This window comes from Halorubrum halodurans (assembly GCF_002252985.1).
In the GTDB taxonomy this organism is placed as follows: Archaea; Halobacteriota; Halobacteria; order Halobacteriales; family Haloferacaceae; genus Halorubrum; species Halorubrum halodurans.
In genome coordinates this window covers 22,590-44,042 of record NZ_NHPJ01000138.1, presented here as the reverse complement: position 1 = coordinate 44,042, position 21,453 = coordinate 22,590, and the positions used below count along the sequence as shown (strand labels likewise).

The 21,453-nt window shown below is 71.6% G+C and carries 26 protein-coding genes and 2 pseudogenes; 9 read left to right on the top strand and 19 right to left on the bottom strand.

What is annotated here, in order from left to right:
- Positions 1–240: pseudogene (locus tag DJ70_RS16085) on the bottom strand (hypothetical protein); the annotation flags it as partial.
- A gap of 186 nt (positions 241–426) precedes the next feature.
- Here DJ70_RS16085 and DJ70_RS16080 point away from each other — a divergent pair.
- Positions 427–621 (top strand): cold-shock protein, encoded by a 195-nt coding sequence (locus tag DJ70_RS16080; protein ID WP_023499165.1) that lies wholly within the window; start codon positions 427–429, stop codon positions 619–621.
- Between the two features lie 144 nt (positions 622–765).
- Here the strand turns inward: DJ70_RS16080 and DJ70_RS16075 are convergent, their stop codons facing one another.
- On the bottom strand, positions 766–1,080 hold the full coding sequence (locus tag DJ70_RS16075; RefSeq protein WP_094534769.1) for a 2Fe-2S iron-sulfur cluster-binding protein: 315 nt from the start codon (positions 1,078–1,080) through the stop codon (positions 766–768).
- 152 nt (positions 1,081–1,232) lie between these two features.
- Here DJ70_RS16075 and DJ70_RS16070 point away from each other — a divergent pair, with 152 nt between their 5' ends.
- The 4 genes from DJ70_RS16070 (at position 1,233) to DJ70_RS16055 (ending at position 4,746) form a co-directional block, all read left to right on the top strand.
- Entirely contained in the window at positions 1,233–2,456 is a 1,224-nt protein-coding gene (locus tag DJ70_RS16070; protein WP_094534767.1) for a DUF7093 family protein, read from the top strand.
- A gap of 126 nt (positions 2,457–2,582) precedes the next feature.
- Positions 2,583–2,966, top strand: coding sequence for a DUF5611 family protein (locus DJ70_RS16065; protein WP_094534765.1), 384 nt, complete (start codon positions 2,583–2,585; stop codon positions 2,964–2,966).
- 205 nt (positions 2,967–3,171) lie between these two features.
- A complete protein-coding gene (locus tag DJ70_RS16060; RefSeq protein ID WP_094534763.1) occupies positions 3,172–3,654 on the top strand; it encodes a universal stress protein in 483 nt (160 codons plus the stop codon).
- A gap of 111 nt (positions 3,655–3,765) precedes the next feature.
- A complete protein-coding gene (locus DJ70_RS16055) occupies positions 3,766–4,746 on the top strand; it encodes an ROK family protein (RefSeq protein WP_094534761.1) in 981 nt (326 codons plus the stop codon).
- A 21-nt stretch (positions 4,747–4,767) separates the two neighbouring features.
- Here the strand turns inward: DJ70_RS16055 and DJ70_RS16050 are convergent, their stop codons facing one another.
- Complete coding sequence (locus DJ70_RS16050; RefSeq protein ID WP_094534759.1) at positions 4,768–5,892, bottom strand: PrsW family intramembrane metalloprotease; 1,125 nt, start codon at positions 5,890–5,892, stop codon at positions 4,768–4,770.
- A 232-nt stretch (positions 5,893–6,124) separates the two neighbouring features.
- On the opposite strand from DJ70_RS16050, the gene DJ70_RS16045 reads away from it, so the two are divergent.
- Positions 6,125–7,636: a DUF402 domain-containing protein gene (locus DJ70_RS16045; RefSeq protein ID WP_245810880.1), complete on the top strand. Its 1,512-nt coding sequence runs from the start codon at positions 6,125–6,127 to the stop codon at positions 7,634–7,636.
- 25 nt (positions 7,637–7,661) lie between these two features.
- On the opposite strand, the gene DJ70_RS16040 is transcribed toward DJ70_RS16045, so the two are convergent.
- From DJ70_RS16040 to DJ70_RS17885, 3 genes are all read right to left on the bottom strand, one after another.
- Positions 7,662–7,988 (bottom strand): NifU family protein, encoded by a 327-nt coding sequence (locus DJ70_RS16040; protein ID WP_094534756.1) that lies wholly within the window; start codon positions 7,986–7,988, stop codon positions 7,662–7,664.
- 114 nt (positions 7,989–8,102) lie between these two features.
- Positions 8,103–8,516, bottom strand: a complete 414-nt coding sequence (locus tag DJ70_RS16035; RefSeq protein ID WP_245810879.1) for a hypothetical protein — start codon at positions 8,514–8,516, stop codon at positions 8,103–8,105.
- A gap of 81 nt (positions 8,517–8,597) precedes the next feature.
- Positions 8,598–9,179 carry a 2Fe-2S iron-sulfur cluster-binding protein gene (locus DJ70_RS17885; RefSeq protein ID WP_245810878.1) on the bottom strand — a complete coding sequence of 194 codons (582 nt, stop codon included), beginning with the start codon at positions 9,177–9,179 and terminating at the stop codon, positions 8,598–8,600.
- A 151-nt stretch (positions 9,180–9,330) separates the two neighbouring features.
- Here DJ70_RS17885 and DJ70_RS16025 point away from each other — a divergent pair, with 151 nt between their 5' ends.
- On the top strand, positions 9,331–9,813 hold the full coding sequence (locus DJ70_RS16025) for an RNA-binding protein (RefSeq protein ID WP_094534754.1): 483 nt from the start codon (positions 9,331–9,333) through the stop codon (positions 9,811–9,813).
- A 106-nt stretch (positions 9,814–9,919) separates the two neighbouring features.
- Here DJ70_RS16025 and DJ70_RS16020 read toward each other — a convergent pair whose 3' ends face one another.
- From DJ70_RS16020 to DJ70_RS15995, 6 genes are all read right to left on the bottom strand, one after another.
- A complete protein-coding gene (locus DJ70_RS16020) occupies positions 9,920–10,120 on the bottom strand; it encodes a dodecin (protein ID WP_094534752.1) in 201 nt (66 codons plus the stop codon).
- A 76-nt stretch (positions 10,121–10,196) separates the two neighbouring features.
- Positions 10,197–10,535: a DUF7116 family protein gene (locus DJ70_RS16015; RefSeq protein WP_094534750.1), complete on the bottom strand. Its 339-nt coding sequence runs from the start codon at positions 10,533–10,535 to the stop codon at positions 10,197–10,199.
- A gap of 97 nt (positions 10,536–10,632) precedes the next feature.
- Complete coding sequence (locus tag DJ70_RS16010; RefSeq protein ID WP_094534748.1) at positions 10,633–10,878, bottom strand: DUF5816 domain-containing protein; 246 nt, start codon at positions 10,876–10,878, stop codon at positions 10,633–10,635.
- Between the two features lie 66 nt (positions 10,879–10,944).
- Positions 10,945–11,313, bottom strand: a complete 369-nt coding sequence (locus DJ70_RS16005; RefSeq protein ID WP_094534746.1) for a HesB/IscA family protein — start codon at positions 11,311–11,313, stop codon at positions 10,945–10,947.
- Positions 11,314–11,436: 123 nt separating this feature from the next.
- Positions 11,437–12,462: a phosphate signaling complex PhoU family protein gene (locus DJ70_RS16000; RefSeq protein ID WP_094534744.1), complete on the bottom strand. Its 1,026-nt coding sequence runs from the start codon at positions 12,460–12,462 to the stop codon at positions 11,437–11,439.
- A gap of 208 nt (positions 12,463–12,670) precedes the next feature.
- Positions 12,671–13,834 (bottom strand): mechanosensitive ion channel family protein, encoded by a 1,164-nt coding sequence (locus DJ70_RS15995; RefSeq protein ID WP_094534742.1) that lies wholly within the window; start codon positions 13,832–13,834, stop codon positions 12,671–12,673.
- 107 nt (positions 13,835–13,941) lie between these two features.
- On the opposite strand from DJ70_RS15995, the gene DJ70_RS15990 reads away from it, so the two are divergent.
- Positions 13,942–14,856: a hypothetical protein gene (locus DJ70_RS15990; protein ID WP_094534740.1), complete on the top strand. Its 915-nt coding sequence runs from the start codon at positions 13,942–13,944 to the stop codon at positions 14,854–14,856.
- A gap of 65 nt (positions 14,857–14,921) precedes the next feature.
- On the opposite strand, the gene hisD is transcribed toward DJ70_RS15990, so the two are convergent.
- The 7 genes and pseudogenes from hisD to DJ70_RS15955 form a co-directional block, all read right to left on the bottom strand.
- Positions 14,922–16,199, bottom strand: coding sequence for a histidinol dehydrogenase (hisD, locus tag DJ70_RS15985; RefSeq protein ID WP_094534738.1), 1,278 nt, complete (start codon positions 16,197–16,199; stop codon positions 14,922–14,924).
- 72 nt (positions 16,200–16,271) lie between these two features.
- On the bottom strand, positions 16,272–16,349 hold the full coding sequence (locus DJ70_RS18125) for a DUF7860 family protein (RefSeq protein ID WP_449272201.1): 78 nt from the start codon (positions 16,347–16,349) through the stop codon (positions 16,272–16,274).
- 221 nt (positions 16,350–16,570) lie between these two features.
- Positions 16,571–16,780, bottom strand: a complete 210-nt coding sequence (locus DJ70_RS15975) for a hypothetical protein (RefSeq protein ID WP_094534736.1) — start codon at positions 16,778–16,780, stop codon at positions 16,571–16,573.
- A gap of 4 nt (positions 16,781–16,784) precedes the next feature.
- Complete coding sequence (locus tag DJ70_RS15970) at positions 16,785–17,750, bottom strand: phytoene/squalene synthase family protein (protein WP_094534734.1); 966 nt, start codon at positions 17,748–17,750, stop codon at positions 16,785–16,787.
- Between the two features lie 210 nt (positions 17,751–17,960).
- Positions 17,961–18,077, bottom strand: a pseudogene (locus tag DJ70_RS18085) (HVO_2523 family zinc finger protein); the annotation flags it as partial.
- A gap of 186 nt (positions 18,078–18,263) precedes the next feature.
- On the bottom strand, positions 18,264–18,863 hold the full coding sequence (locus DJ70_RS15960; RefSeq protein WP_094534730.1) for a hypothetical protein: 600 nt from the start codon (positions 18,861–18,863) through the stop codon (positions 18,264–18,266).
- An 86-nt stretch (positions 18,864–18,949) separates the two neighbouring features.
- The gene (locus DJ70_RS15955; protein WP_094534728.1) at positions 18,950–19,528 is read right to left on the bottom strand and encodes a cysteine hydrolase family protein; all 579 of its coding nucleotides are present in this window, start codon (positions 19,526–19,528) and stop codon (positions 18,950–18,952) included.
- Positions 19,529–19,648: 120 nt separating this feature from the next.
- Between DJ70_RS15955 and DJ70_RS15950 the strand changes: the two genes are divergently transcribed.
- Positions 19,649–21,439, top strand: coding sequence for an Hvo_1808 family surface protein (locus DJ70_RS15950; protein WP_094534727.1), 1,791 nt, complete (start codon positions 19,649–19,651; stop codon positions 21,437–21,439).
- The last annotated feature ends 14 nt before the right edge of the window (positions 21,440–21,453 follow it).

Here is a 21,453-nt window from a genome sequence, read left to right as displayed (position 1 = left end):
GCCCGCGAGGATGACGAGCCGCCAGACGCGGAGGCTGCCCGATCCCATCTCGGTCCACGAACCGACGAGGAACGCGACGAGCAGGACGCTCATGACGACGTGGGCGACGAACAGCGCGTGCTCGGCGATCGCCCCGAGGACCGTACCCGCGACGACGATCCAGGCGGCCGGGACGAGGAACGCCGGGCCGTTCTCGCGAAGGACGTCGAACACGTCGCCGGATCGATCGCGCCCGGACATAAACGTCCCCGTCGGACCGGCGCCCGGCCGGAACCGACGGGTCAGTCGGTTCGATCCGACGAAACCGCACGGACGGTCATCGGCTGTCGATTTTCTGCCGATCCCCGACAACGATCGTCGAGTGACAGTCGTGTTAACTGTACACTCACAAGTCTTATGCCCTCGACCGGCGTGTGTTCAAACGCAATGGCGACAGGAAAGGTTGATTTCTTCAACGACACTGGCGGCTACGGTTTCATTTCGACTGAGGACGAGGACGACGACGTGTTCTTCCACATGGAGGACGTTGGCGGTCCGGACCTCGAGGAGGGTCAGGAGCTCGAGTTCGACATCGAGTCCTCCCCCAAGGGTCCCCGCGCGACGAACGTCGTTCGGCAGTAAACCGGCTACCGAGGCGGGTCGTCCGGCTGACGCCGAACACGGCTCCGACACGCGAAAACGAGTTTTGTTCCCGCGGTGCGGACTCACGTCCGTCGCGGGCTGTTATCGACCGCGTAGCGGCGGCGACGGAACCGCTCGTCGTCGCTAGACGTGTTGGCCCCAGAGCCCGCGGCCCTTCGTCACCTCCACGTCGCCCTCGACGCGGGTCTGGCACGCGAGCCGGACGTCGTGGTTGGGGTGGTGGGGGGGTAACCAGAGCCGGGCCTTCTCCTTGCGGTCCGGCTCGCTGACCTCGCCGTCGACCTTGACCGCGCAGGTTCCACACGAGCCGGCTCCACGACAGTTGAACTGCGCCGATCTGCCGTTGTACACCGACAGACCCGCCTCCTTCAACACGTCGCGCAAGACGGCGCCCTCCTCACACTCGATCTCCTCGCCCTGGTAGTACACGGTCGGCATGGTGCGTGGACCCGTACGCGTCGAGGCCTCAAAGAGTCTGGTGTGCCCTCGGATCCCGCGCCGGCCGGGCCGCCTCCTCCCGCATGTCCGCGTGTGCCGGGCGTCCGACGCCGACGGGGCGTTTTTTACCCTCGACGCCGCAGGGTGGAGTAATGGGACTCAGGTGTCTGCTCGGGCACGACTTCTCGGAGCCCGAACTAGAGCGCGAGCGCGAGGAGGACGGCGAGGAAGTCGTCACGACCGTCAGGGAGGTGAAGACCTGCGCTCGCTGCGGCGAGACGCAGGTCGTCAGCGAGAACACCGAGGTCACGACGATGGAACAGCTCGCCGACCAGGCGGCGACCGCCGAGGGATCGGCGACCGGGGGCACCGAACCGGCCGGAGCGACGGAGACCCCCCGATCGACCGGGGCGGCGGACGAGCCCGACGGATCCGACGCGGCCGCGGACCCGTCCCCCGGCGCTGCCGGAGCGGTCCGGAGCGACGACGTCGAGCGCGACCGCGGGGCCGCCGACGTCGGCGCGGCGGACCCCGCCGGCGACGACGCGGAGATCCTCGAGGCCGGTCCCGTCGAGGACGGGCCGACGGTCGACGACGAGCCGGGAGACCTCGGGTCGGACGACGCCTCCGCCGGCGACCCCGCGGTCGCGGCCGACGACGAGGGAGCGGAGCTGATCGACGACGGGCCGGCCGGCGACGCGGTCGACGACGCGCCGGACGCCGTCGGGTCCGACGGCGATCCGACGCGGCCGGATCCGGCCGCTCGCTCGGGTACGGACGGTGACGACGGGGCCGCCGACGCGGCCGACGCCTCCGGTTCCGACGGCACCGGCGACGGCGCGGACGACGACGGCGTGATCCTCGACGCGGGCGGCGCGGACGCCGGGGGCGCCGCGGGCGACCGCGACCGCGGCGAGTGGCCGGAGGTCGAGCCGGACGACGACGACGGAACGTTCGAGGCGACGCCCTGGCCCGAACAGCGGGGCGAGGACGAGGGCTTCGACGCCGAGGTCGGCGGGGACGGCGACAGTGGAGTCGAGTTCGGCGGCCTGACGCCCGAGGCCGCCGATTCGACCGCGACGTCCGCGGACACGGAGTACGTCGAGCCGACGAACCGATCGTCGGCGTCCGCGGGGGGCGCGGCGGGCGGCGACGGACACGCCGGCGCGACCGCCGACGCGGAGGAGGGTGCTCCCGGCTCCGGGATCACGCGCGAGGAGAGCCCCGAGCTGGAGACCGCGGACGCGGGCGGCGTCCCGACCGAGTACTACTGTCCCGAGTGTGGGATGACCGTCGAGTCGGCCGGGAGTTCGATGCGGGCGGGCGACATCTGTCCCGAGTGTAAACGCGGCTACGTCGCGGAGCGGTCGCGGTAGCCGACCGGCCGAACGCGCTCCGGGTTCGCGCTCGTCGTCCGGGCCGTCTCGGACCTCGTACCCGCCGTTCGGGGCCGATCCTCCGTGACGAAACTGGTTTACGCGACCCTGTCGAACGGTCGCAGCATGAAGCAGTACAAGATGCGCCGCGGCGAGCATCTCGACGAGCGCATGCCGGACCTCGAAGGCTCCATCGAGGAGTACTTCGGCGAGGTCACGGGCACCGAGGAGTACGACGGCCACGAGCTCTACGTGGTCGAGAACCCCGACAACCCCGTCTTCGAGCGGATCGTCGCCGGCGCGGCCGAGTACAGCGGCAAGAAGGACAAGCTCGCGGTCCACTTCGAGGAGCGGCCGGCCGAGGAGGTCATCGCCGAGGGGAACGCCGACGCCGCCGCCGACGCGGTCGACGCGAAGAACGCCTTCCTGCTCGAGGCCACCGGCCGTGACGCCAAGTCCCGGCGCGACTCGCTGAAACGCGAGGTCGAGGACGACGCCCCCGACTACTGACGAGGTCGACTGCCGCCCTCCCTTCTCGTTCGTGCCGTCGGTCGTCCGTTCTCCAGCGATGCGGCCGCCACACGGTCGTGGTCCCGACCCGGTGTTCCCGGTCCGTCATCACGGCCGCCGCATCGTCCCGCCCGTGTCACGAATATTAATTCAGTATTGAGTTAAAAATCAGCAAGTTTAAGCGCTCGCGGCGCCAACGGGAGGTATGAGCATCGAAACGATCCTGTTGGCGGTCGGAAGCGAGGACGAGAAGCGAACCGAGCGGCTCGCCGCGGAGGCGACGAGCGTCGCGAAGCCCACCGGGGCCACGGTCGTCCTCGCGCACGTGTTCGACGACGACGAGTTCGACGAGGTCCGGTCGAACCTCGGCGTCGACGCCGGGAGCGAGGGATCGACCCCCGACGCCGTGGCGGAGCGACACACGACGACCCGAGCGATCTCGAAGGCGCTCTCGGCGGCGGGCGTCGACCACTCGGTCCGCGGGGCGGTCGGCGACCACGCCGGCGAGATCGTCGCGCTGGCCGAGGCGATCGACGCGGACCGGGTCGTCGTCGGCGGCCGACACCGCTCGCCGACCGGCAAGGCGGTCTTCGGCAGCGTCGCCCAGGAGGTGATCCTCTCGGCGCCGTGTCCCGTGACGTTCGTTCGCGAGGAGCCGGTCGAGGCGAAACGCCGCGTCGCGCCCTGAGACCCGGTCGGAGACTCCCGTTTCGCCTCGCGTCCCGCGGTGCATCCGTGACCGACGCGACACCCGACGGAACCGTCCCGATTAAGTGGTAACGGGGCACTCTTTCCGCCGATGGCTTACTACGTGGGCGTCGACCTCGGCGCGACGAACGTCCGTGCGGTCGTCGGCGACGGGACGGCGACCGTGCTCGGCTCCGACGCGCGCGGGACTCCCCGCGGCCCGACCGGCATCGCCGTCACGGAGGCGGTGTTGAGCGTCGTCCGAAACGCGTGCGCGGAGGCCGGCGTCGAGCCGAACGCCGTCGCCGCCGCCGGGATCGGCTCCATCGGTCCCCTCGACCTCGCGGCCGGCGTCGTGTTGAACCCGGCGAACCTCCCGGACACCGTCGAGCGGATCCCGCTCGTCGGCCCGGTCTCGCGGCTGCTCGACACCGAGGAGGTCCACCTCCACAACGACACCAACGCGGGCGTGATCGGCGAGCGGTTCCACTCCGAACGCAACCCCGACGACATGGTGTATCTCACCGTCTCCTCGGGGATCGGCGCGGGCGTCGCCGTCGACGGCAACGTGCTCTCCGGCTGGGACGGCAACGCCGGCGAGGTCGGCCACATGACCGTCGACCCGCACGGGTTCATGACCTGCGGGTGCGGCCTCGACGGCCACTGGGAGGGGTACTGCTCCGGCAACAACATCCCGAAGTACGCCCGCGAGCTCCACGAGGAGGACCCCATCGACACCGCGCTCCCGATCGAGGACCCCGACTTCTCCGCGGTCGACGTCTTCGAGGCGGCCGGCTCGGACACCTTCGCCGACCACGTGATAGACCAGCTCGCCCACTGGAACGCCATGGGGATCGCGAACGTGATCCACGCGTACGCGCCGCTCGTCGTGAGCGTCGGCGGCGCGGTCGCGCTCAACAACCCCGAGCGCGTCCTCGACCCGGTCCGCGAGAAGCTCGCGGAGATGGTGTTCATTAACGTCCCGGAGATCCGGCTCACCGACCTCGGCGACGAGGTCGTCGTCAAGGGCGCGCTCGCGAGCGCGCTCACCGGCGGGACCGGCGACCGCTCGCGGGTCGAGTCGCCGCCGTAGCCGGGTCGCCGTTCGACCGACTCACCCCTCGAACTCGTCCCGCTCGGGAGTCGCCTCCCGATCGGTCCCGGCGCCCGGCGCGTCGCCCGCCTCCTCGCTCCGATCGCGCTCGACCGCTCCGTCGCTCCGATCGCGCTCGGCCGTCCCGTCGGTTCCCGCGGCGGTCGCGTCGCTTCCCCCCTCGCCGCGGGTCGCGAGGAACACGTCCCGGTACCGGCGGAGCTTCCGCACCAGCAGGTAGCCGAAGAAGCCCTGAAAGAGCACGACGAAGACGAACAGCGCGGGCACCTGGGGCAGCCCGGAGAGGGAGGAGAGGACCACCGTGGCCGGTCCCACGAGGGTGTTGTACAGCGCGTGGATCGTCGCCGCGATCACGAGGCCCTTGATCACGATGGGCCCGCGGTTCTCGGGGTTGAACTTCGCGAGTCCGAGGTAGTAGCCCGCGAACGCGGAGTAGACGACGTGGCCGGGGCCGGCGAGCGCGCGCAGCGCGGCGATCCCGTCGCCCGCGCCGAGCGTCGCGAGCCCGAGCGAGAGCTCCGCGACGTCGACGCTCCGCGCGATGTACAGCAGGTTCTCGATGACGGCGAAGCCGAGCCCGGCGATCGCGCCGTACACCGCGCCGTCGATCACGGCGTCGAACCGCTCGTCGGTGTACGCGTACAGCCGCACCGCGAGCAGCTTCACCGTCTCCTCTATCGGACCGACGATGACGAAGAAGAAGAGGACGGTTCCGAGGAACCCGAGCGGGTCGAAGAGCGGACGGGCCGCGCCGTTGAGCACCGCCGCGAACGTCGCGGTCAGTACGGACAACAGGAACGTCGCGACCAGAAGCGAGAGGGGCTCGCCGGTCGTGACGTCGGAGACGTACACGTACGCCGCGAGCCCGAACGCGGGGACGGTCGACAGCGCCAGCAACAGGGCGATGGCGGGATCGAACAGCAGCCCCACGCCGAACGACGCGAAGATGCTGAGGAGGATCACCCCGGCCAACAGGACGACGAGCGCCTTCGCCGAGCGCGTGAGAAGCCAGTACAGCGCGACCGCGAGCCCGTCGAGGGAGGTGCGTTCCTCCCACGTGGCGACGTCGTAGAGGTCGCGGTCGTCGTCGTCCTCCCGTTCGACGGGATCCGACCGTGAGTCCATGGGTCGCGGTTCGGCTCGCCCCGACTTAATGGGTCGCCGTGGCGGTCAGTGTTGTCGCGGCGGGCGCGCCGACCTCCTCTCACCCCCCCGTAGTCGATTCCGCTCGTCCCCCCGCCGTCCGGTCGGTCGAACACCGGAGGTTCAAGCGGTCGGGGTCGAAACCCCCGGACATGGATGCCGACGAACGACGCGGAAACGCGAGCGGGACGCGATCGAACCGGGGTGTGCGGGCGTGAACGTGCGGATCCGCGGGATCTACGCCACGGCGCTGACGCGACTCCTGCTCGAGGCCGACCACGCCGTCGTCGACGCCTCAGCGCCGATCCGCAGACGCTTCGACGCCGACTTCCCCGCCGCCCCGCCGGACGCGACCGTCACCACGACCGAGGACCGCCAGGGAGTCGGCGTCGCGGGCGATCCGGACGCGGTCGCGACGCTGCGGGAGCTGCTCGTCGACGTCGGGATCGATGCGCTGGCGTGGGCCGACCCGACACCCGTCGGGACCGTCCTCGACGGGGAGGTGGCGGAGACGCTCGGCGGCGGGGCGGTCCTCGATCTGGCCGCCGGCTCCGGTGACGGCGACGGCGCTGACGACGAGACGGCCGGGGGCGACGCTCCCGTCCCGAACGCCCCCACGGAGGGATACCTCCCCTACGGAAACGTCGACGCGCGGGTCGAAACCGGCGATCGGGTCCGGGTCCAGGTGCGGTCGTCGGCCGCGCCCTGGGAGTCGCGTCGGCCGGAACTGGACGCGGCGCTCCGGGTCGGAACCGGCCTCGTCACCCTGGAGCCGGGCTCCGGAACGCGCGTCGACGTTCGCGACGACGAGGCGGCCCGCGAGCTGGCTGGGATGACCGAGCTCCTCGGGATCGAGCCGCCGACGGGGTGGCGCGCGGTCTGGGGGCCGGCCGCGCTCGACGCCGACGTGGACGACCTCGAGGCGGGGCTCGAACGCGCCGTGAGCGAGGCCGAGCGGCTCGCGGAGGCGGTCGGCGACGGGACCGACCCCGAGACCGACGGCCTCGGCCTCCTCGGGGACGCCGCCGAGACGCGACCCGAGCCGCTCGCCCGGCCGAACGCCGGGGCGTGGATCCGGTTCGGCCGCGCGTCGCGCTTCGCGCTCGACGCGGTGCGTCGGGAGGTGACCGCGACGATGCCGGGCCACCACCGGATCAAGGCCGGCTCCGAGTCGGCGTCCGCCGGCGTCGACTTCGCCGAGGCGATCTGCGACCCGGACCCCGACGCCGACTTCCCCGTTTCCGCCGTGCGCGACGCCTTCGGCCCGACGGAGGGCGACCGGCTCCGGCTCGAACACGGCAAGCCCGACGGCCGGCTGATCACCCTCGGCGAGGGAACGGTGACCGCGGTCGACGACGACGGCTCGGTCGGCGTCGAGCGGGAGATGACGCCCGGCGGGGACTACGACGGGCTCGGCACCCGCCGGGAGGCCGGCGACGTGGCGACGACGAGCCTCAAGGAGGGTCGGTGGTGGTACCCGACCACCTACCGAGGCTCCGACGGGACGGTGAAGGGGACCTACGTCAACGTCTGTACTCCCGTCGAGATCCTCCCGGACGCCGCCCGCTACGTCGACCTCCACGTCGACGTGATCAAACACCCCGACGGGACGGTCGAGCGCGTCGACGACGACGCCCTCGACCGGTCCGTCGCGGCCGGCCACGTCCCCCCGGCGCTCGCCGAGAAGGCGCGGAGCGTGGCGGCGGCGCTGGAGGGGGCGCTGTAGCCGGGGGTCTCGAGACGAGTCCCGCTCAGAAGTGGTTCGAGGCGTCCGTCTCGTGGCGGAGCTCCCCGCCGCGGCCGCCCTCGACCGTCGAGGCGCCCTGGTCGCCGGAGGAGGGAACGCGCACCGTGACGTCGGTGACCGCCTCGAAGTCGGTGATGAGGTCCCGCCGGATGTTCTCCGCGGTGACGTTCGAGACGCCACAGCCCGCACAGCCGCCGCCGAGTTCGACGACGACCTCGCCGGTCTCCGGGTCGGCCTCGCGCACGACGCTCGTCCCGCCGTGCATCTGGATGATCGGCATCTGGCCGACCATCCACGTCTCGATCCGCTCCGCGAGGCTCTCGTCGCTCATTGTGCTCCCTTCGCGCCCGAACCTTTGGAAGGTTGCGGTTTGGGAGTCGATCACATCGGCGAAACGAACTACGTCATCGTCGATGACCGAGGATCGCCGGGGTCCCCTCGGGCGTCACTCGTCCCTGCTCGTCGGCGAGGCGGACGGCCCGTCGGCCGGGTCCTCGCCTGCGGTCGGCCGCGCGTCCGCCTCGTCGATCGACGCGGACCCGTCCGCCGTCGCACCCGATCCGTCCGCCGTCGCGCTCGGGAGCTGCGTCGGGTCCGGGTCGTCGTCGCCGTGAAGCGAGTCGTCGCGCTCGAGGAGGTACAACAGCGGTCCCAACGCGACCACCACGAGAACGCCCGGAAGCGGCGCGTCGGGGACGACGAGCGCCGTGGTCGCTCCCGCCCCGCCGGTACCCAGAACGAGACCGGCCCACAACGCCGGCGATCCGGACTCGACGCCGATCCGCGTCGCGTCGCGGTGGACGAGCGCGGCCGCGAGCACGAGGAGGAGCCCGGCCGCGGCGGCGGCTGCCAGTGACATGGCGTTCGTACGGGAGAGACGGGAAAAAGGGTGTCGCGAGCGCGCCGTCGCCGAAGGGAGTCGGGGGTCGCGGCCGGAGGGTCAGGGGGCCTCGCCGGTCTCGATGGTGAAGGAGTCGCGGGGGTACGCGACGCAGGTGAGCGTGTAGCCGTCCCCGAGCTCGTCCTCGTCGAGCATCTGCTGGTTGTCGTGTTCGACGAAGTCCTCGGAGGGGCCGTCCGTGATGTGGCCGGCACACGAGACGCACTGGCCCTGTCGGCAGGCGTACGGGAGGTCCCATCCCTGCTCCTCGCCCTGGTCGAGGATCGGCTCGTTGTTCGCCAGTTCGACCGTCTCGCCCTGCTTCGCGAACTCGACCTCGAAGTACTCGACCTCGTCCTCGGGGATGTCGCCGGGGCCGGCGCTCGCCGAGCCGCCCTCCTCGAGTTCGCCCTCGCCGCCCTCGCCGCCCGCCGGGATCGCGCCGCCGCCGCCGCCACCAGCGCCGATCGCGCGGTTGCCGGGCTCGGGGAAGCCGGTGTCGGGGAGGGAGTTGGCGCGCCGTTCGACGATCTCGTCGGAGATGTCCTCGGTGGGCTCCCACCCCGTTCCCTTCAGCGTACTGACGAGAACGACCGTCAGCGTCGCGATCGCTGCGAGCGCGATCGGCAGTGGGTCAAGCATACCGACGACTATGGAGAGGTGGTTTAATACCGTTTTGATCGGGCCAACGCTCCGGGAATTCATCCCACGAACCGGCGTCGTTCGGGGCCCACGACGCGGATCCGGAACGCGGAACGGACCCTTTATCGGCGCGCCGATCGATCGGGCGGCCATGCAGGTGAAATCCCGCCACCACCTCCGGAGCGACGAGATCGCGGCGATACGCGACGCGGTCGCCGACCACCTCGGCGTCGACGTCGACGGAGAGACGTTCGAACTCGTGGAGTTCGTCGACGCGAACTACGAGGTAGTGCTGGTCGACGGCGACCCGGCGGTCTTCTACGTCGACGACGACGAGCCGTTCCTCACCGTGCGGGGCGCGAACGACTACGAGCCCGAGACCGGCGTCGTCACCGTCGACGCGGGCGCGATCTCGTTCGTGTCCGACGGCGCGGACGTGATGCGGCCGGGCATCGTCGAGGCGGACGCCGCGATCCGCGAGGGCGACCTCGTCGTGATCGCGGAGGAGACCCACGGGAAGGTGCTCGCCGTCGGTCGCGCGATGGTCGACGGCGACGAGATGGTCGGCGAGAGCGGAAAGGTCGTCTCCTCGATCCACCACGTCGGCGACGAGCTGTACGAGTTCTCGGCGTGAAGGCGGGGGCGGCGCTCGGCACGAAGGCGGGGGCGGCGCTCGACGTGAAGCGGCCCCGACCCGGCGGCGTAAAAAGGGCGGCTCGACGGGAGCCGGAGCCGTCGGTTCAGTCCTCGAGCTCGAAGGCGACCTCGACCTCGGCCTGGTACTCCCGCTCCGGCGCGTTCTTTATCTCCACGCCGAACTCCTTCACCTCCGCCCAGTAGACGTTCTCGAGCGTGTCCTCGGCTCGATCGATCGCCTCGTCGGCGGCGGCGTCGAAGCTCTCCTCGCTCGTTCCGATCAGCGTGATCTTCTTGAACACCATGCGTACCGGTTGGTCACACGTGATTATAAAACCGCCCGCGGCCCGCGGGCCGGCCGCGCGACGACCGGGCCCGTTTTCAGGGGCTCCCGGGCGCGCCCTCCATCACGGAGAAGTCGTCGCCGCCGGGGTCGACGCCGATCACCGCCCAGTCGTAGGGGGGCTTCAGCGACGTGAGCCGCTCCTGGAGGTCGTCGGCATTCGACCGCCACGTGACGAAACAACGGAGTCGCGGCGTCTCCCCACCGTCCGTGAGATACGGGTCCAGGTCGTCGTCGTCCATACACAGCGCGGTGACGAGGACGCGTCGCCACTTCCGCTCCGCGACGAACTCGCGTCCGCCCTCGGAGACGGTGTATCCGAGCTCACGAAAGACGTCTCTGGCCTCCGTCGTCGGTGGGATGCTCGCAGTGGCCATCTGGTCGACCGTTGGTCGGGATCCGTGATAAACTTTCTCACGGATCTCGGGATCGTACATCGCCGCGTTCGAGCCGTGCGCGCCGGCTCCGTACGACTCACTCGTGGGCGGCGTCCCACTCGTCGGGCTTGCGGAGGTTGCCGCAGTCGGTACACTGGATCCGGCCCATCGTGTCCATCGCGGTGTCGAACGAGCCGCAGTTCCCGCACGCGAAGCCCCACCGGTCGGCGGCGTTCGGGTCCGCGTAGACGAGGTAGAAGGGTCCTTCGGCCCCGCGTTCGGCGCGCGCCCGGTCGATGTACACCCGCTCGCCCTCCGCGGTCGTCGACGCGTCGAGTTCCATGCCGTCCGGTACTCGGTCGAGGGACTTAAGCGGCGAGACGTGGGGCAAGGAGCGGCCGACGCGACGCTAGGTCCGGAACGACTCTCCGCAGCCGCACTCGGAGACGACGTTCGGGTTCTCGACGTGGAAGCCGGCCGCTTGGAGGCCGCTCTCGTAGTCGAGCTTGCTCCCGCCGATGTAGTTCCGGCTGGCGGGGTCGACGAACACCCGCAGCCCGTGATGCTCGACGACGAGGTCGTCCGGTTCCGGCTCGGTGTCGAAGCGCATCCCGTAGGAGAGCCCCGCACAGCCGCCCTGCTGGACGAACAGCCGGAGCCCCGCCTCGTCGGTGTCGAGCTCTTCGCCCTCCAGGAGCGAGAGCGCCTCCGCGGCGGCGTCCGGCGTCACCTCGATCGCCGGGTCCTCGCCGCCTCCCTGAACCGATTCGGTGCTCATGGGACACGATACCCGTCGCAGGATGAAAACCCTGACGGTGAGAACGCCTGTCACACGACCGTCGGCACGCCCTCCGACGACGCGCGCCGGTTCGTCGACGGTGTTCGGGAAAGGCCGGGCGGTTCACGTCGGCTCGGCGGTCGATCGGTCCGGGGCGTTCCGGAGGGCCGCACGGAGCCCGACCTCGGCGACGTTGATGCCGTACTCGACGGTGCGCGTGATGCTGTCGAGGACCGTCGCGAGCACGTACCCGTCCGCAAGCTCCCGCCGGTAGAGCTCCCGGTCGAGTCGACGCGTCTCCTCGAGGAGCTCCTCGGCGTCGGCGACCATCGCGCCGAGCGCCCGCGGGTCACACTCGCCGATCGCCTCCGAGAACGCCCGTTCGACGGCCGCACGCGCGTCGGTCGCGAGCCGGTCGAGGTCCGCCGCGACCGGGTCCGAGGGCGGCTCCGCGATCGCCTCTGCGGCCTCGGCGATCTTCTCCGCGTGGTCCGCGACCCGCTCCAGCTGCCTGGCGATCGCGTAGTGGTCGAAGGGCGTGAGCCCGCCGTCCCCGTGTGCCGGAACCTCCACGAGGGAGCGCTGGAACTCGCGGGAGAGGAGGCCGAACAGTCGGTCGACGTCGTCGTCCTGTCCGCGTATCTTCCGGCCGGCCTCGCCGTCGCCCGCGAGCGCGGCCGCGACGGCCTCCGCGTGGAGGCTCAGCGTCCGGTCGGCCATGCGTTCGAGCGTCCGCGTGGGCGGGAGGTCCGCGACGTCGAGCATCGTCCGCGCGACCATCGTCTCCGCCGTCTCCTCCGCGATCTCGATCCCGACGAGACCGCCGACCGCGTCGCGGACGGCCGCCCGGTCCGCCCGATCCGGGGAGCCGTCGACGCGGACGACGTCCGCGCCGGCGACGTAGGCGGCGGCGACCAGCCGGCCGATCCCGGTCGGGTCGTGTCGTGCCGCCGACAGCGACACGGTCCGATCGCCGCCCTCCGTCTCCGGCGGGGCGAGGAGCAGCCGGCCGCCCCTCGGGTGGAGGTGGAGCGTGTCGCCGGTGTCGAGCGAGCGGTCGTTCGCCCACCCCTTCGGGAGCGAGACCGTGTACGTCGTTCCGCCCGTGAGCTGGACCTTCCGTTCGTACGGGTCGGTTCGGTCAGTCATTCCGAGCCGGTTCGCTCGCGTCCGTCGATCCACGCAGCCCTCGCCTCCGGTCGAGTGCGGGTACCATGTCGTGCGGTATCGAACCGACGATCATGTACCCTGCTATGTGGGATACGTGCCGGTCCGTGGCTCGATTGAGCGCTCCCGTGACCTCATACGGAACCGTACCGCTCAATAGCGATATATAGTCAGCTCGCCGCCGGCGACGTCAGACCGCGTCGTCGGCGGGAGGGGCCGCTCCGCCGTCGTCCGCCGCCGCGATGTCGTCCGGCGCTACTATGTCGTCCGGCGCCGCGTCGGCGGCGGGCCCGTCCGAGCCGCGACCGCCGGCGATCGTCACGTCGCGTTTCGGGTACGGGATCTCGATGTCGGCCTCGGCGAGCGCCGTGTACAGCGCGCGGTTGAGCTCGTGTTGGGCGCGCCGGCGTCGGGTCGGGCCGTTGACCCAACACAGCAGCTCGTACTGGAGCGCGGAGTCGCCGAACGAGCGGAGCCGCGCCCGCGGCCGCGGCGAGTCTCGGACCAGCGGCTCCGCCAGCGCGACGTCGATCGCGAGCGCCTCGAACGCGTCGACGTCGGTGCCGTAGGCGACCCCGATCGGAACCCGGATGCGACGGCGGCGCTGCGGGGCGGACTCGTTCGTCACCTTGGCCGCGTTGAGCGCGGCGTTGGGGACGGTCACCATCACCTCGTCGCGGGTGAGAAGCGTCGTCGACCGCACGCCGACCTTGATCACGGTGCCCGCGGTGCCGTCGTCGAGGACGATGTAGTCGCCGATCTTGTAGGTGTCGTCGAAGTACAGCGCGATCCCGCCGAAGAAGTTCGCGACGGTGTCCTTCGCGGCGAACCCGACGGCGATGCCGGCGACCCCGGCCGCGCCGAGCAGGGGCGTGATCTCGATGCCCCACAGCCACAGCAGCGAGCCGGCGCTCCCGACGAGCACCGCGAGCGTCCAGACGTTCGAGAAGACGGGCGCGAAGTCGAACCGATTCCCCTCGGCGTTGACCGCGGCGACGAGCCGGTTGACGACCGCGTTGGCGGCGTACGCCCACACGAGTATCACGACCGACAGCGACGGCCGGCCGAAGAGGTCGTCGAGCAGCTGCGGGTCGACGACGACCGACGCCCGGACCGCGGGCGCCTGCGTGAGCACGTACACCCCCGCGAGCGCGGCGGTGACGACGAGCGGCGCACGCAGCGAGGCGATGACGATGTCGTCGTACTCGCCGTCCGTGGTCGCGACGTATCGACGGGCGAGGCGGAGGACGACGAACTCCATGCCCACGGCGGCGACGACGGAGATCAGGAGGACCGCGACCGTCGCCTCGACCGCGGAGAGTCCCTCGAGCACGCCGGTCAGCGACGATGTCATGCCTCCGAGAGGTCGCTCCGGAGCATAACCGTTTCTGCCGGGAGCACGGATCGACCCCCGCTCGTACACGGCAAGCTTGATGCCGCGGCGTCCGGTATCCCGTGTGGATGCGTCTCCCTACAGCGAGCGACCTCAGACGACCCGCCCACACCGGCGAGAACCGCTGTTGGCCGTGTACGACGGTCAACGTGGCTATCGTCGCGGTCGTCGCCGTGGCGGCCGCAGTCCTCGGATCGCCGGCGGTCGCCGGGGGCGTCGCCCTCGCCGGTCTCGCGCTCGTCTGGCTCCGCGGCTACGTCGTGCCGGGGACGCCGCGGTTCGCGCCGCGACTGGTCGCCCCGATCCCCGGCAGCGAGGCCGTGTTCCACGGGATCGACGCCGACGGCGGATCGAACGTGGCGGGCGGAGCGGAGGCGACCGGCGGGGCGAAGGCGGCCGGCGGACCGGACGCGACCGACGGGGCGGGAGGACCCCCCGACGGCGGGACGGGGTCCCTCCGAGCGACGGCCGTCGATCCCGCGGCCCTCCTCGATCGCCTCGTCGAGGCTGACGTCCTCGCGGTCGACGGCGACACGGTAGCCCCGGCCGCGGCGTACGACGAGCGCTGGGGCGCGGAGATGGACCGGCTTCGCGACCGCGACACCGAGACGCTGGCCGAGATCGCCGTGGAGATCTCCCCCGCGACCACCTCGCGCGTGATCCGTGAGGACCGCGAGTGGATCGCGCTCGGGGCGCCGGACGCGACCGTCATGGAGGAGACGTGGATCGACCGGCCGACCGCGATCGCCGAGATCGCCGGCTACCGCGCGGCCGAGCCGTTTCTCGACGACGACGCGGTCCGCCTCGCGGCCGCCCGGACGAACCGGATGTTCCTCGACCGCTGCCCGGACTGCGAGACGGAACTCGAACAGGGCGTCGACATGCCCTGTTGTGGCGGCTACAGCGGACCGGGCGAGGAGCCGGCCGAGACGCTCGTCTGTCCCGCCTGCGAGGTGCGGCTGTACACGTTCGAGCCCGCGTAGTCCGTCCGAGCCCGCGTGGGCCGTCCGGCGCGACCGCGTCTCCGGTCCCGGACGCTCCGCCCGCCCTACTCGAACCGCTTCCGGACGCTCTCGGCGTGCGCCTCCAGCCCCTCCGCCTCCGCGAGCGTCGTCACGACGTCGGCGACGTCCGAGAGCGACTCGCGGTCGAGCCGCTGGACGGTCGACGACCGCAGGAACGTGTCCACGGAGAGCCCGCCGTACCGCTTCGCGCCGCCGTTCGTCGGCAGCACGTGGTTCGGCCCGGCGGCGTAGTCGCCGGCGGCGACCGGCGAGTGGGGACCGAGGAAGACGGAGCCCGCGTTCGAGATCCGGTCGAGCAGCGCCTCCTCGTCGTCGGCCATGATCGAGAGGTGCTCGGCCGCGTACTCCTCGGCGAACAGCACCGCCTCCGACATCGACCGCGCGTGGAGCACGCCGGACGCATCGTTCTCGAGTGCAGCCCGGATCGTCTCCGCGCGCTCGCGCTCGTCGACGCCCGCCTCGACCGCCTCCGCGACCGCGGCCGCGAGGTCGGCGTCGTCGGTCACCGCGACGACGGAGGCGTTCGGGTCGTGTTCGGCCTGTGCGAGCAGTTCGGCGCCGACGAACTCGGGATCGGCCGTGGCGTCCGCGAGGACCAGCACCTCGCTCGGCCCCGCGAGGAAGTCGATCCCGACGTCGCCCTGGACGACCGACTTGGCGGCGGTCACCCACTTGTTGCCGGGGCCGACGATCTTCCCGACGGTCGTCACCGTCTCCGTCCCGTACGCGAGCGCGGCGATCGCCTGTGCGCCGCCGACCTGGTACACCGCGTCCGCGCCCGCCTCGTGGATCGCCGCGAGCGTGACGGGGTTCGGGTCGTCCGCGGGCGGGGTCGCGACGGCGACGTGGTCGACGCCCGCCACGACCGCCGGAACCACGCCCATCAGCGCGCTGGAGGGGTACGCCGCCGCGCCGCCTGGGACGTAGACGCCCGCCCGGTCGATCGGTCGGAAGCGCCGGCCCAGCTCGCGTCCCTCGAACTCCTCGCGCCAGTCCTCGGGGCGCTGTCGCTCGTGGAACGCCCGGACGTTGTCGGCGGCCTCGCGGACCGCGTCGAGGACGGGATCGTTCGCGTCCTCGAGTTCGGCGTGCGCGCGAGCGGCCTCGTCGGTGATGTCGAGGTTGCCGACCGCCACCCCGTCGAACTCCTCGGCGAACTCGCGGACCGCCACGTCCCCCTCCTCGCGCACCCGGTCGACGATCCCCTCGACGTCCCCGCGGACCGCCTCGATCCCCGCGTCGCGCTCGAAGAGGGCGTGCCGCTCCGCGGGCGAGAGGTCGGCGACGGCTCGTACGTTCATACCCGCGATCCGGGACGACGGGAGAAGGGCGTTCCGGCTCGCGACGGCCGAGGACGAGCCGGCGGGCTCGACCTACTCGGTGAGCGGGAGGAGGAGCCCGAAGACCGACGGCGAGAGGAGCGCGATCGCGGTCCCGAGGAGCGCGAGCAGGAGGGTCTCCTCTCAGCCGGAAACCCGCGCTCCCGTCGCGCGGACGGCCGGCTCGCCGAGCGCCCCGATCAGGAACAGAGAGGCCCCGAACGGGAAGCTCCGTTCGGTGATCGGCGGATGATCGAGGTCGCGTAACGACCCGTCAGGGTTCCCCGGCGTTTCGAGGATCTCAGGGGACTCTCTCCGACGGGCGCTCATCGGGACGGATCGCCGCCGCGTCCTCACTCCAGCGGCCGGATCCCCGTCACGTCCAGGGTCGCCACCACCACCAGTCCCGCGAGGAGCGCGGCGGCGGCGAAAAGCAGGGGCGCGGAGAGCGCGACGGCGACCCCGTAGGGGGCGAGAAGCCGGGTCGTCCCGCGGACGACGAAGGCCGCGATCCCGAGCCCGAACGCGAACAGCGCCAGCCGCACGAACCGCGCCCGGTTCATCGGCTCAGTCGGTCCGGACGGCCGTGTGGTCGTGTCGCCCGTGGCCGTGACGGCCGTGGTCGCGGTCGAACCCGTGGCTCATCTCGTAGAAGACGGCCTCCGGGTCGGGGTTCCACTGCCACTTCCAGCGGGTCCGGACGAGAAGCGAGAGCTTCCGGACGAGCGAGAGCTCCGGCGTCGTCGAGACGGTGTCGTAGCCGAGGTTCCTGATCAGCCGGTGGTGGTCGGCGTACAGCACCGCCGCCAGCAACACCGCGAGCTGGCAGTCCTCGGGGAGGTACTTGATCCCGGCGACGCCCTCCTCGTAGAGCCGCTCGGTCCGGACGAGCTCCTCGCGGATCGCGGCGGCCACGTCGTCGTCGAACTCCAGGTTCAGGATCCGCTCCTCGCTCACCCCGTGTCGCCGAAGCGTCTCGAGCGGGAGGTAGATCCGGTCGCGCTCGACGACGTCCTCGCGGACGTCCCGGAGGAAGTTCGTCATCTGGAACGCCTCGCCGAGGCGGGTCGCGTGCGGCAGCGCCGTCTCCTCGGCCGCCGGATCGAGGTCCATGATCGCGGTCATCATCCGCCCGACCGCGGACGCCGACCCGTCCATGTACGCCTCGAGGTCCGCGTACGTCTCGTACCGGTCGGTGTCGATGTCGCTCTCCATCGCGTCGATGAAGGCGTTCACGTCCGCGTCCGCGATGTCCCGCTCCTCGCGCACCGACGAGAACGCGTCGAGCACCGGGTCGTCGGTCGGCTCCTCGCCGAGGGCGGCCCGTCGAAGCCGCTCGAGTTCGGCCCGCTGTTCGGCCGGCGGCGCGGTCTCCTCGGCGTCGACGATCTCGTCGGCGACGCGGAAGAACCCGTACAACACGTACGTGGGATGGCGGATCTCCTCGGGCAGCAGGCGGGTGGCGACGTGGAACGTCTTCCCGGTGCGGCGCTGGATCCGCTTTCCCCTGGCAACCTGGCGTTGCTCTACCATGGTGACCCCTGAGACGCCACGGGGAGGATCGGGAGCGGGTCGCCCATCATGTACAACGGGTCGGCCCGCAGAACCATAACAGTTCCCACGAATATCGCCCCTCGCGCCCCGGTTATTTTCTCCCGAAGTCTCGCGAGTATTTCACCCCCGCGGCCGCCCCGGTCGCCGGGCCGCGGATCGGCGACGAGCCCGCCGGAACGTGTCGCCGTCCTAGTAGAACGTGTCGCTACAGTCGTAGACGACCCCGTGGACGGGACAGACGTACTTACAGTGCCGGTGGACCAGCGGCTCCCCACAGCGGGGACACGGTCGCCCGCCGTGGTCGCCTCCGCGTCCGCCGGGGTCGCTTCCGGGGACGTCCCCGCGGTCCGTGTCGCCGTCGCGATCGGCGTCGGCCCGTTCGGTCGGTTCGCTCACGCCCGCACCGACGGGTCGCGGGGGCATAAACGCCCCTCCCCACGCCGGCTCCGTCCCTCCTTCCGCCGGTCGCGCCCCGACCGAGCCCTCCGCCGGTCACGCCGCGGCCAGCGATGCGTACACCGACTCCGCGGTCTCCGCCGACTCGAACGGGAGCGTCAACACGCCGTTCCACTCCGCGTCGGTCAGCGCCGTCACGGTCGGCCCGTCGAGGTCGACGCGGCGGACCTCCGCGCCGTCGAGCGTCATCGACACCACGAACGGCTCCGGATCGTCGACCGCGCCGGACGCCTCGAGCCGCTCGCGGAACGACGTCTCGCCGTCCGCCGAGAGCGAGAGCCCGACGAGGTGTTCGCCCTCGTTCTCGGTGACGCCCTGGACGTAGTCGAGATCCGCGGCGTCGAAGAGGCGGTCGCCGGGGCCGCCGTCGTTCGGTCCGTCCTCCCGGCGGAGGCGGGCCTCGAACGGCGCCTCCGGGTCGACGGCGACCGAGGTCGCGGCCGACCGCGTCGAGTCACCGTCGGATCCGCCGGTTGCGGAGCCGCCCCCGTCCGAGCCGCCGTCGGTCTCCGGGCCGTCCCCGCCCGAGCCGCCGGCCCCGTCGTCGCCCACCGAAGCGGCGCCGGCGAAGCCGACCGCCCCGACCGCACACGCGGCTCCGAGTCCGCCCAGCACGCCGCGTCGAGAGAGTTCCATACGCGACCGTCCGCGTCGGGGGTCAAAAGGGTTACACGCCGATTGACGCGGCTGATAATCGCCGCGCTCGGCGGCGCGGCGCGCCCTCAGTCCGACGCGAACGCGACCGCCTCCGAGGTCGTCGTCTCGCCGAACAGCCAGTCGGCGTGGTCGACGGCGTACTCGCGGTGGTCGGCGGTGATGTAGCCGAGGGCGTCCTCGACGACGACGGGGCGGTAGTCCCGGAGCCCGGCGCTGCCGGCGGTGTGGAGGACGCAGACGTTCGCGAGCGTCCCGCAGATCAGCAGGTCGTCGACGCCGCGGGCGTCGAGGTATCCCTCGAGGTCCGTGCGGTAGAAGGCGTCGTAGGTGTGCTTCTCGACGACGTGGTCGGCCTCGCGGACGTCGAGGTCGGCGACGAGTTCGGCGTCCCACGACCCCTCGACGACGTGCTCGCCCCACCGGTCGAACTCGTCGTAGTAGTGAGTCTCGTCGAACTGCTCCGGGGGATGGACGTCGCGGGTGTAGACGACGCGCGCGCCGGCCGCCCTGGCGCGCGCGACGAGGTCGGTCACGGGCTCGATCGCCGCCTCGCTCGGCTCGGCGTAGAGGCTCCCGTCGGGGTGACAGAACCCGTTTTGCATGTCGACGACGACCACCGCGGTGTCGGCCGGATCGTACGGCATGGTCCTCCCTTGCGCGTCCGGATACAAAAGATCGGACTCGCGGGCCGCGGTCGCGTGAAGCGGTCCCGGAATCGGGATCGAACGGACAAACTACTTACCCGGTCCCCCGTAATCGACCGTATGCGACGGGTTCTCCCCCTCGCGGCGGTCGCCGTTCTCGTCCTCCTCGTCGCGGGCACCGGCGGCGTCGCCGCGGCGGACGCGGCGGTCGCGGAGACCGCCGCCGACTGTCAGAGCGCCGCCGACAACGATCTGGTCGGCTGCTGGAACGGGACGTACCACGCGGCGGAGCTCGACTTCGACCAGGAGGACGGGCTGACGACCGCCCAGCTGGAGACCCTGACCCACCGGAGCATGGCCCGCGTCGAGTACCTCCGGGAGCGCCCGTTCGAGACGAGCGTCCCCGTCGAGACGGTCACCCGCGAGGAGTTCCGGGCGAACGGGACGGACGGCAACGGGACGGACGCGGCGGGCGAAACCGAGTTCGACCGCTGGAACGACCAGGTGTGGGAGGCGCTGTTCGTCGTCGGCACGGACGAGTCGAGCGCGGCGGCGATCGACACGGTGTTCGGCGGCTCCGTCTCGGGGTTCTACTCGCCGGCCGACGACCGGATCGTCCTCGTGGTCGCGGAGGGCGAGGCGCTCCAGGTCAGCGAGTCGACGCTCGTCCACGAGCTCACCCACGCGATGCAGGACCAGTACCACGACCTCGCCGCGCCGCGGTTCGTCGGCGCGACCCAGGACGCCGACCTCGCCGTCGACGGGATCGTCGAGGGCGAGGCGGTCTACGTCGAGGAGCGGTACGCCGACCGCTGTGAGGCGAACTGGAGCTGTCTCGCGGCCCCCGACTCGAGCGGGTCCGGCGGCGGGTCGACGGCCGACTACAACGTCGGGATCCTCCAGACGGTCCTCCAGCCGTACTCGGACGGGCCGTTCTACGTCGAGGCGCTGATCGACGAGGGCGGCTGGAGCGCCGTCAACGAGACGATGAACGACCCGCCGAACGCGACGGCGGCGGTCATCCACCGCGAGTCGGGCTACGAGACCCGCGAGATCGAGTTCGAGGACGCCGCGGAGGGCGGCTGGGAGACGTACGCCGACCAGGGCGCCAACGGCTCCGAGACCGCCGGCGAGGCGTCGATGTTCGTGATGTTCTGGTACCAGAGCTGGGAGTACGACCACCCCGTCCTCGAGCCGACGCGGGACGTGTCGGCCAACGTCCGGATCCACACCGTCACGGACGAGCGACTCGACACGCGGTCGGCGTACAACTACGCGGACCCCGCGACGACGGGGTGGGTCGACGACGAGCTGTACCCCTACCGGAACGACGCCGGCGACGCCGAGCGCGACGGCTACGTCTGGGTGACGGAGTGGCGGACGCCGACGGACGCCGCGGAGTTCCACGCCGCCTACCGCACGATGCTGGCGGAACACGGCGCGGAGCGCCTCGACGACGGCGTCCGCGAGATCCCGTCCGGCGACTTCCGCGGAGCCTACGGGGTCGAGCGCGACGGCACGAGGGTGACGATCGTCCACGGGCCCGAGCCGGCGGACGTCCTCGAACTCCGCCCCGGCATCGACCTCGCCGATTCCCGGCCGGGATCGACCGACGATGGGGCGATCGACGGCGGATCGGATCCGGCGGACGGCGCGGCCGACGCGGACGGCGACCCGCCGGGCGACGGGACGACGGACGGCGGCGCGACCGACGACGGCACGCGAAACGACGGAGCGGAGCCGGCGGACGGCTCGACCGACGACGACACACGGGACGGCGGCCCGACCGACGGCTCCGCCTCCGGCGACGACGGGACCACGGAGGAGCGGGTGCCCGGTCTCGGCGTCGTCGCCGCGCTCGTCGCCCTGTCGTCGGCGGTCGTGGCCCTCCGACGTCGGTCGCGGCGGTAGCCGGCCGGTCCGTG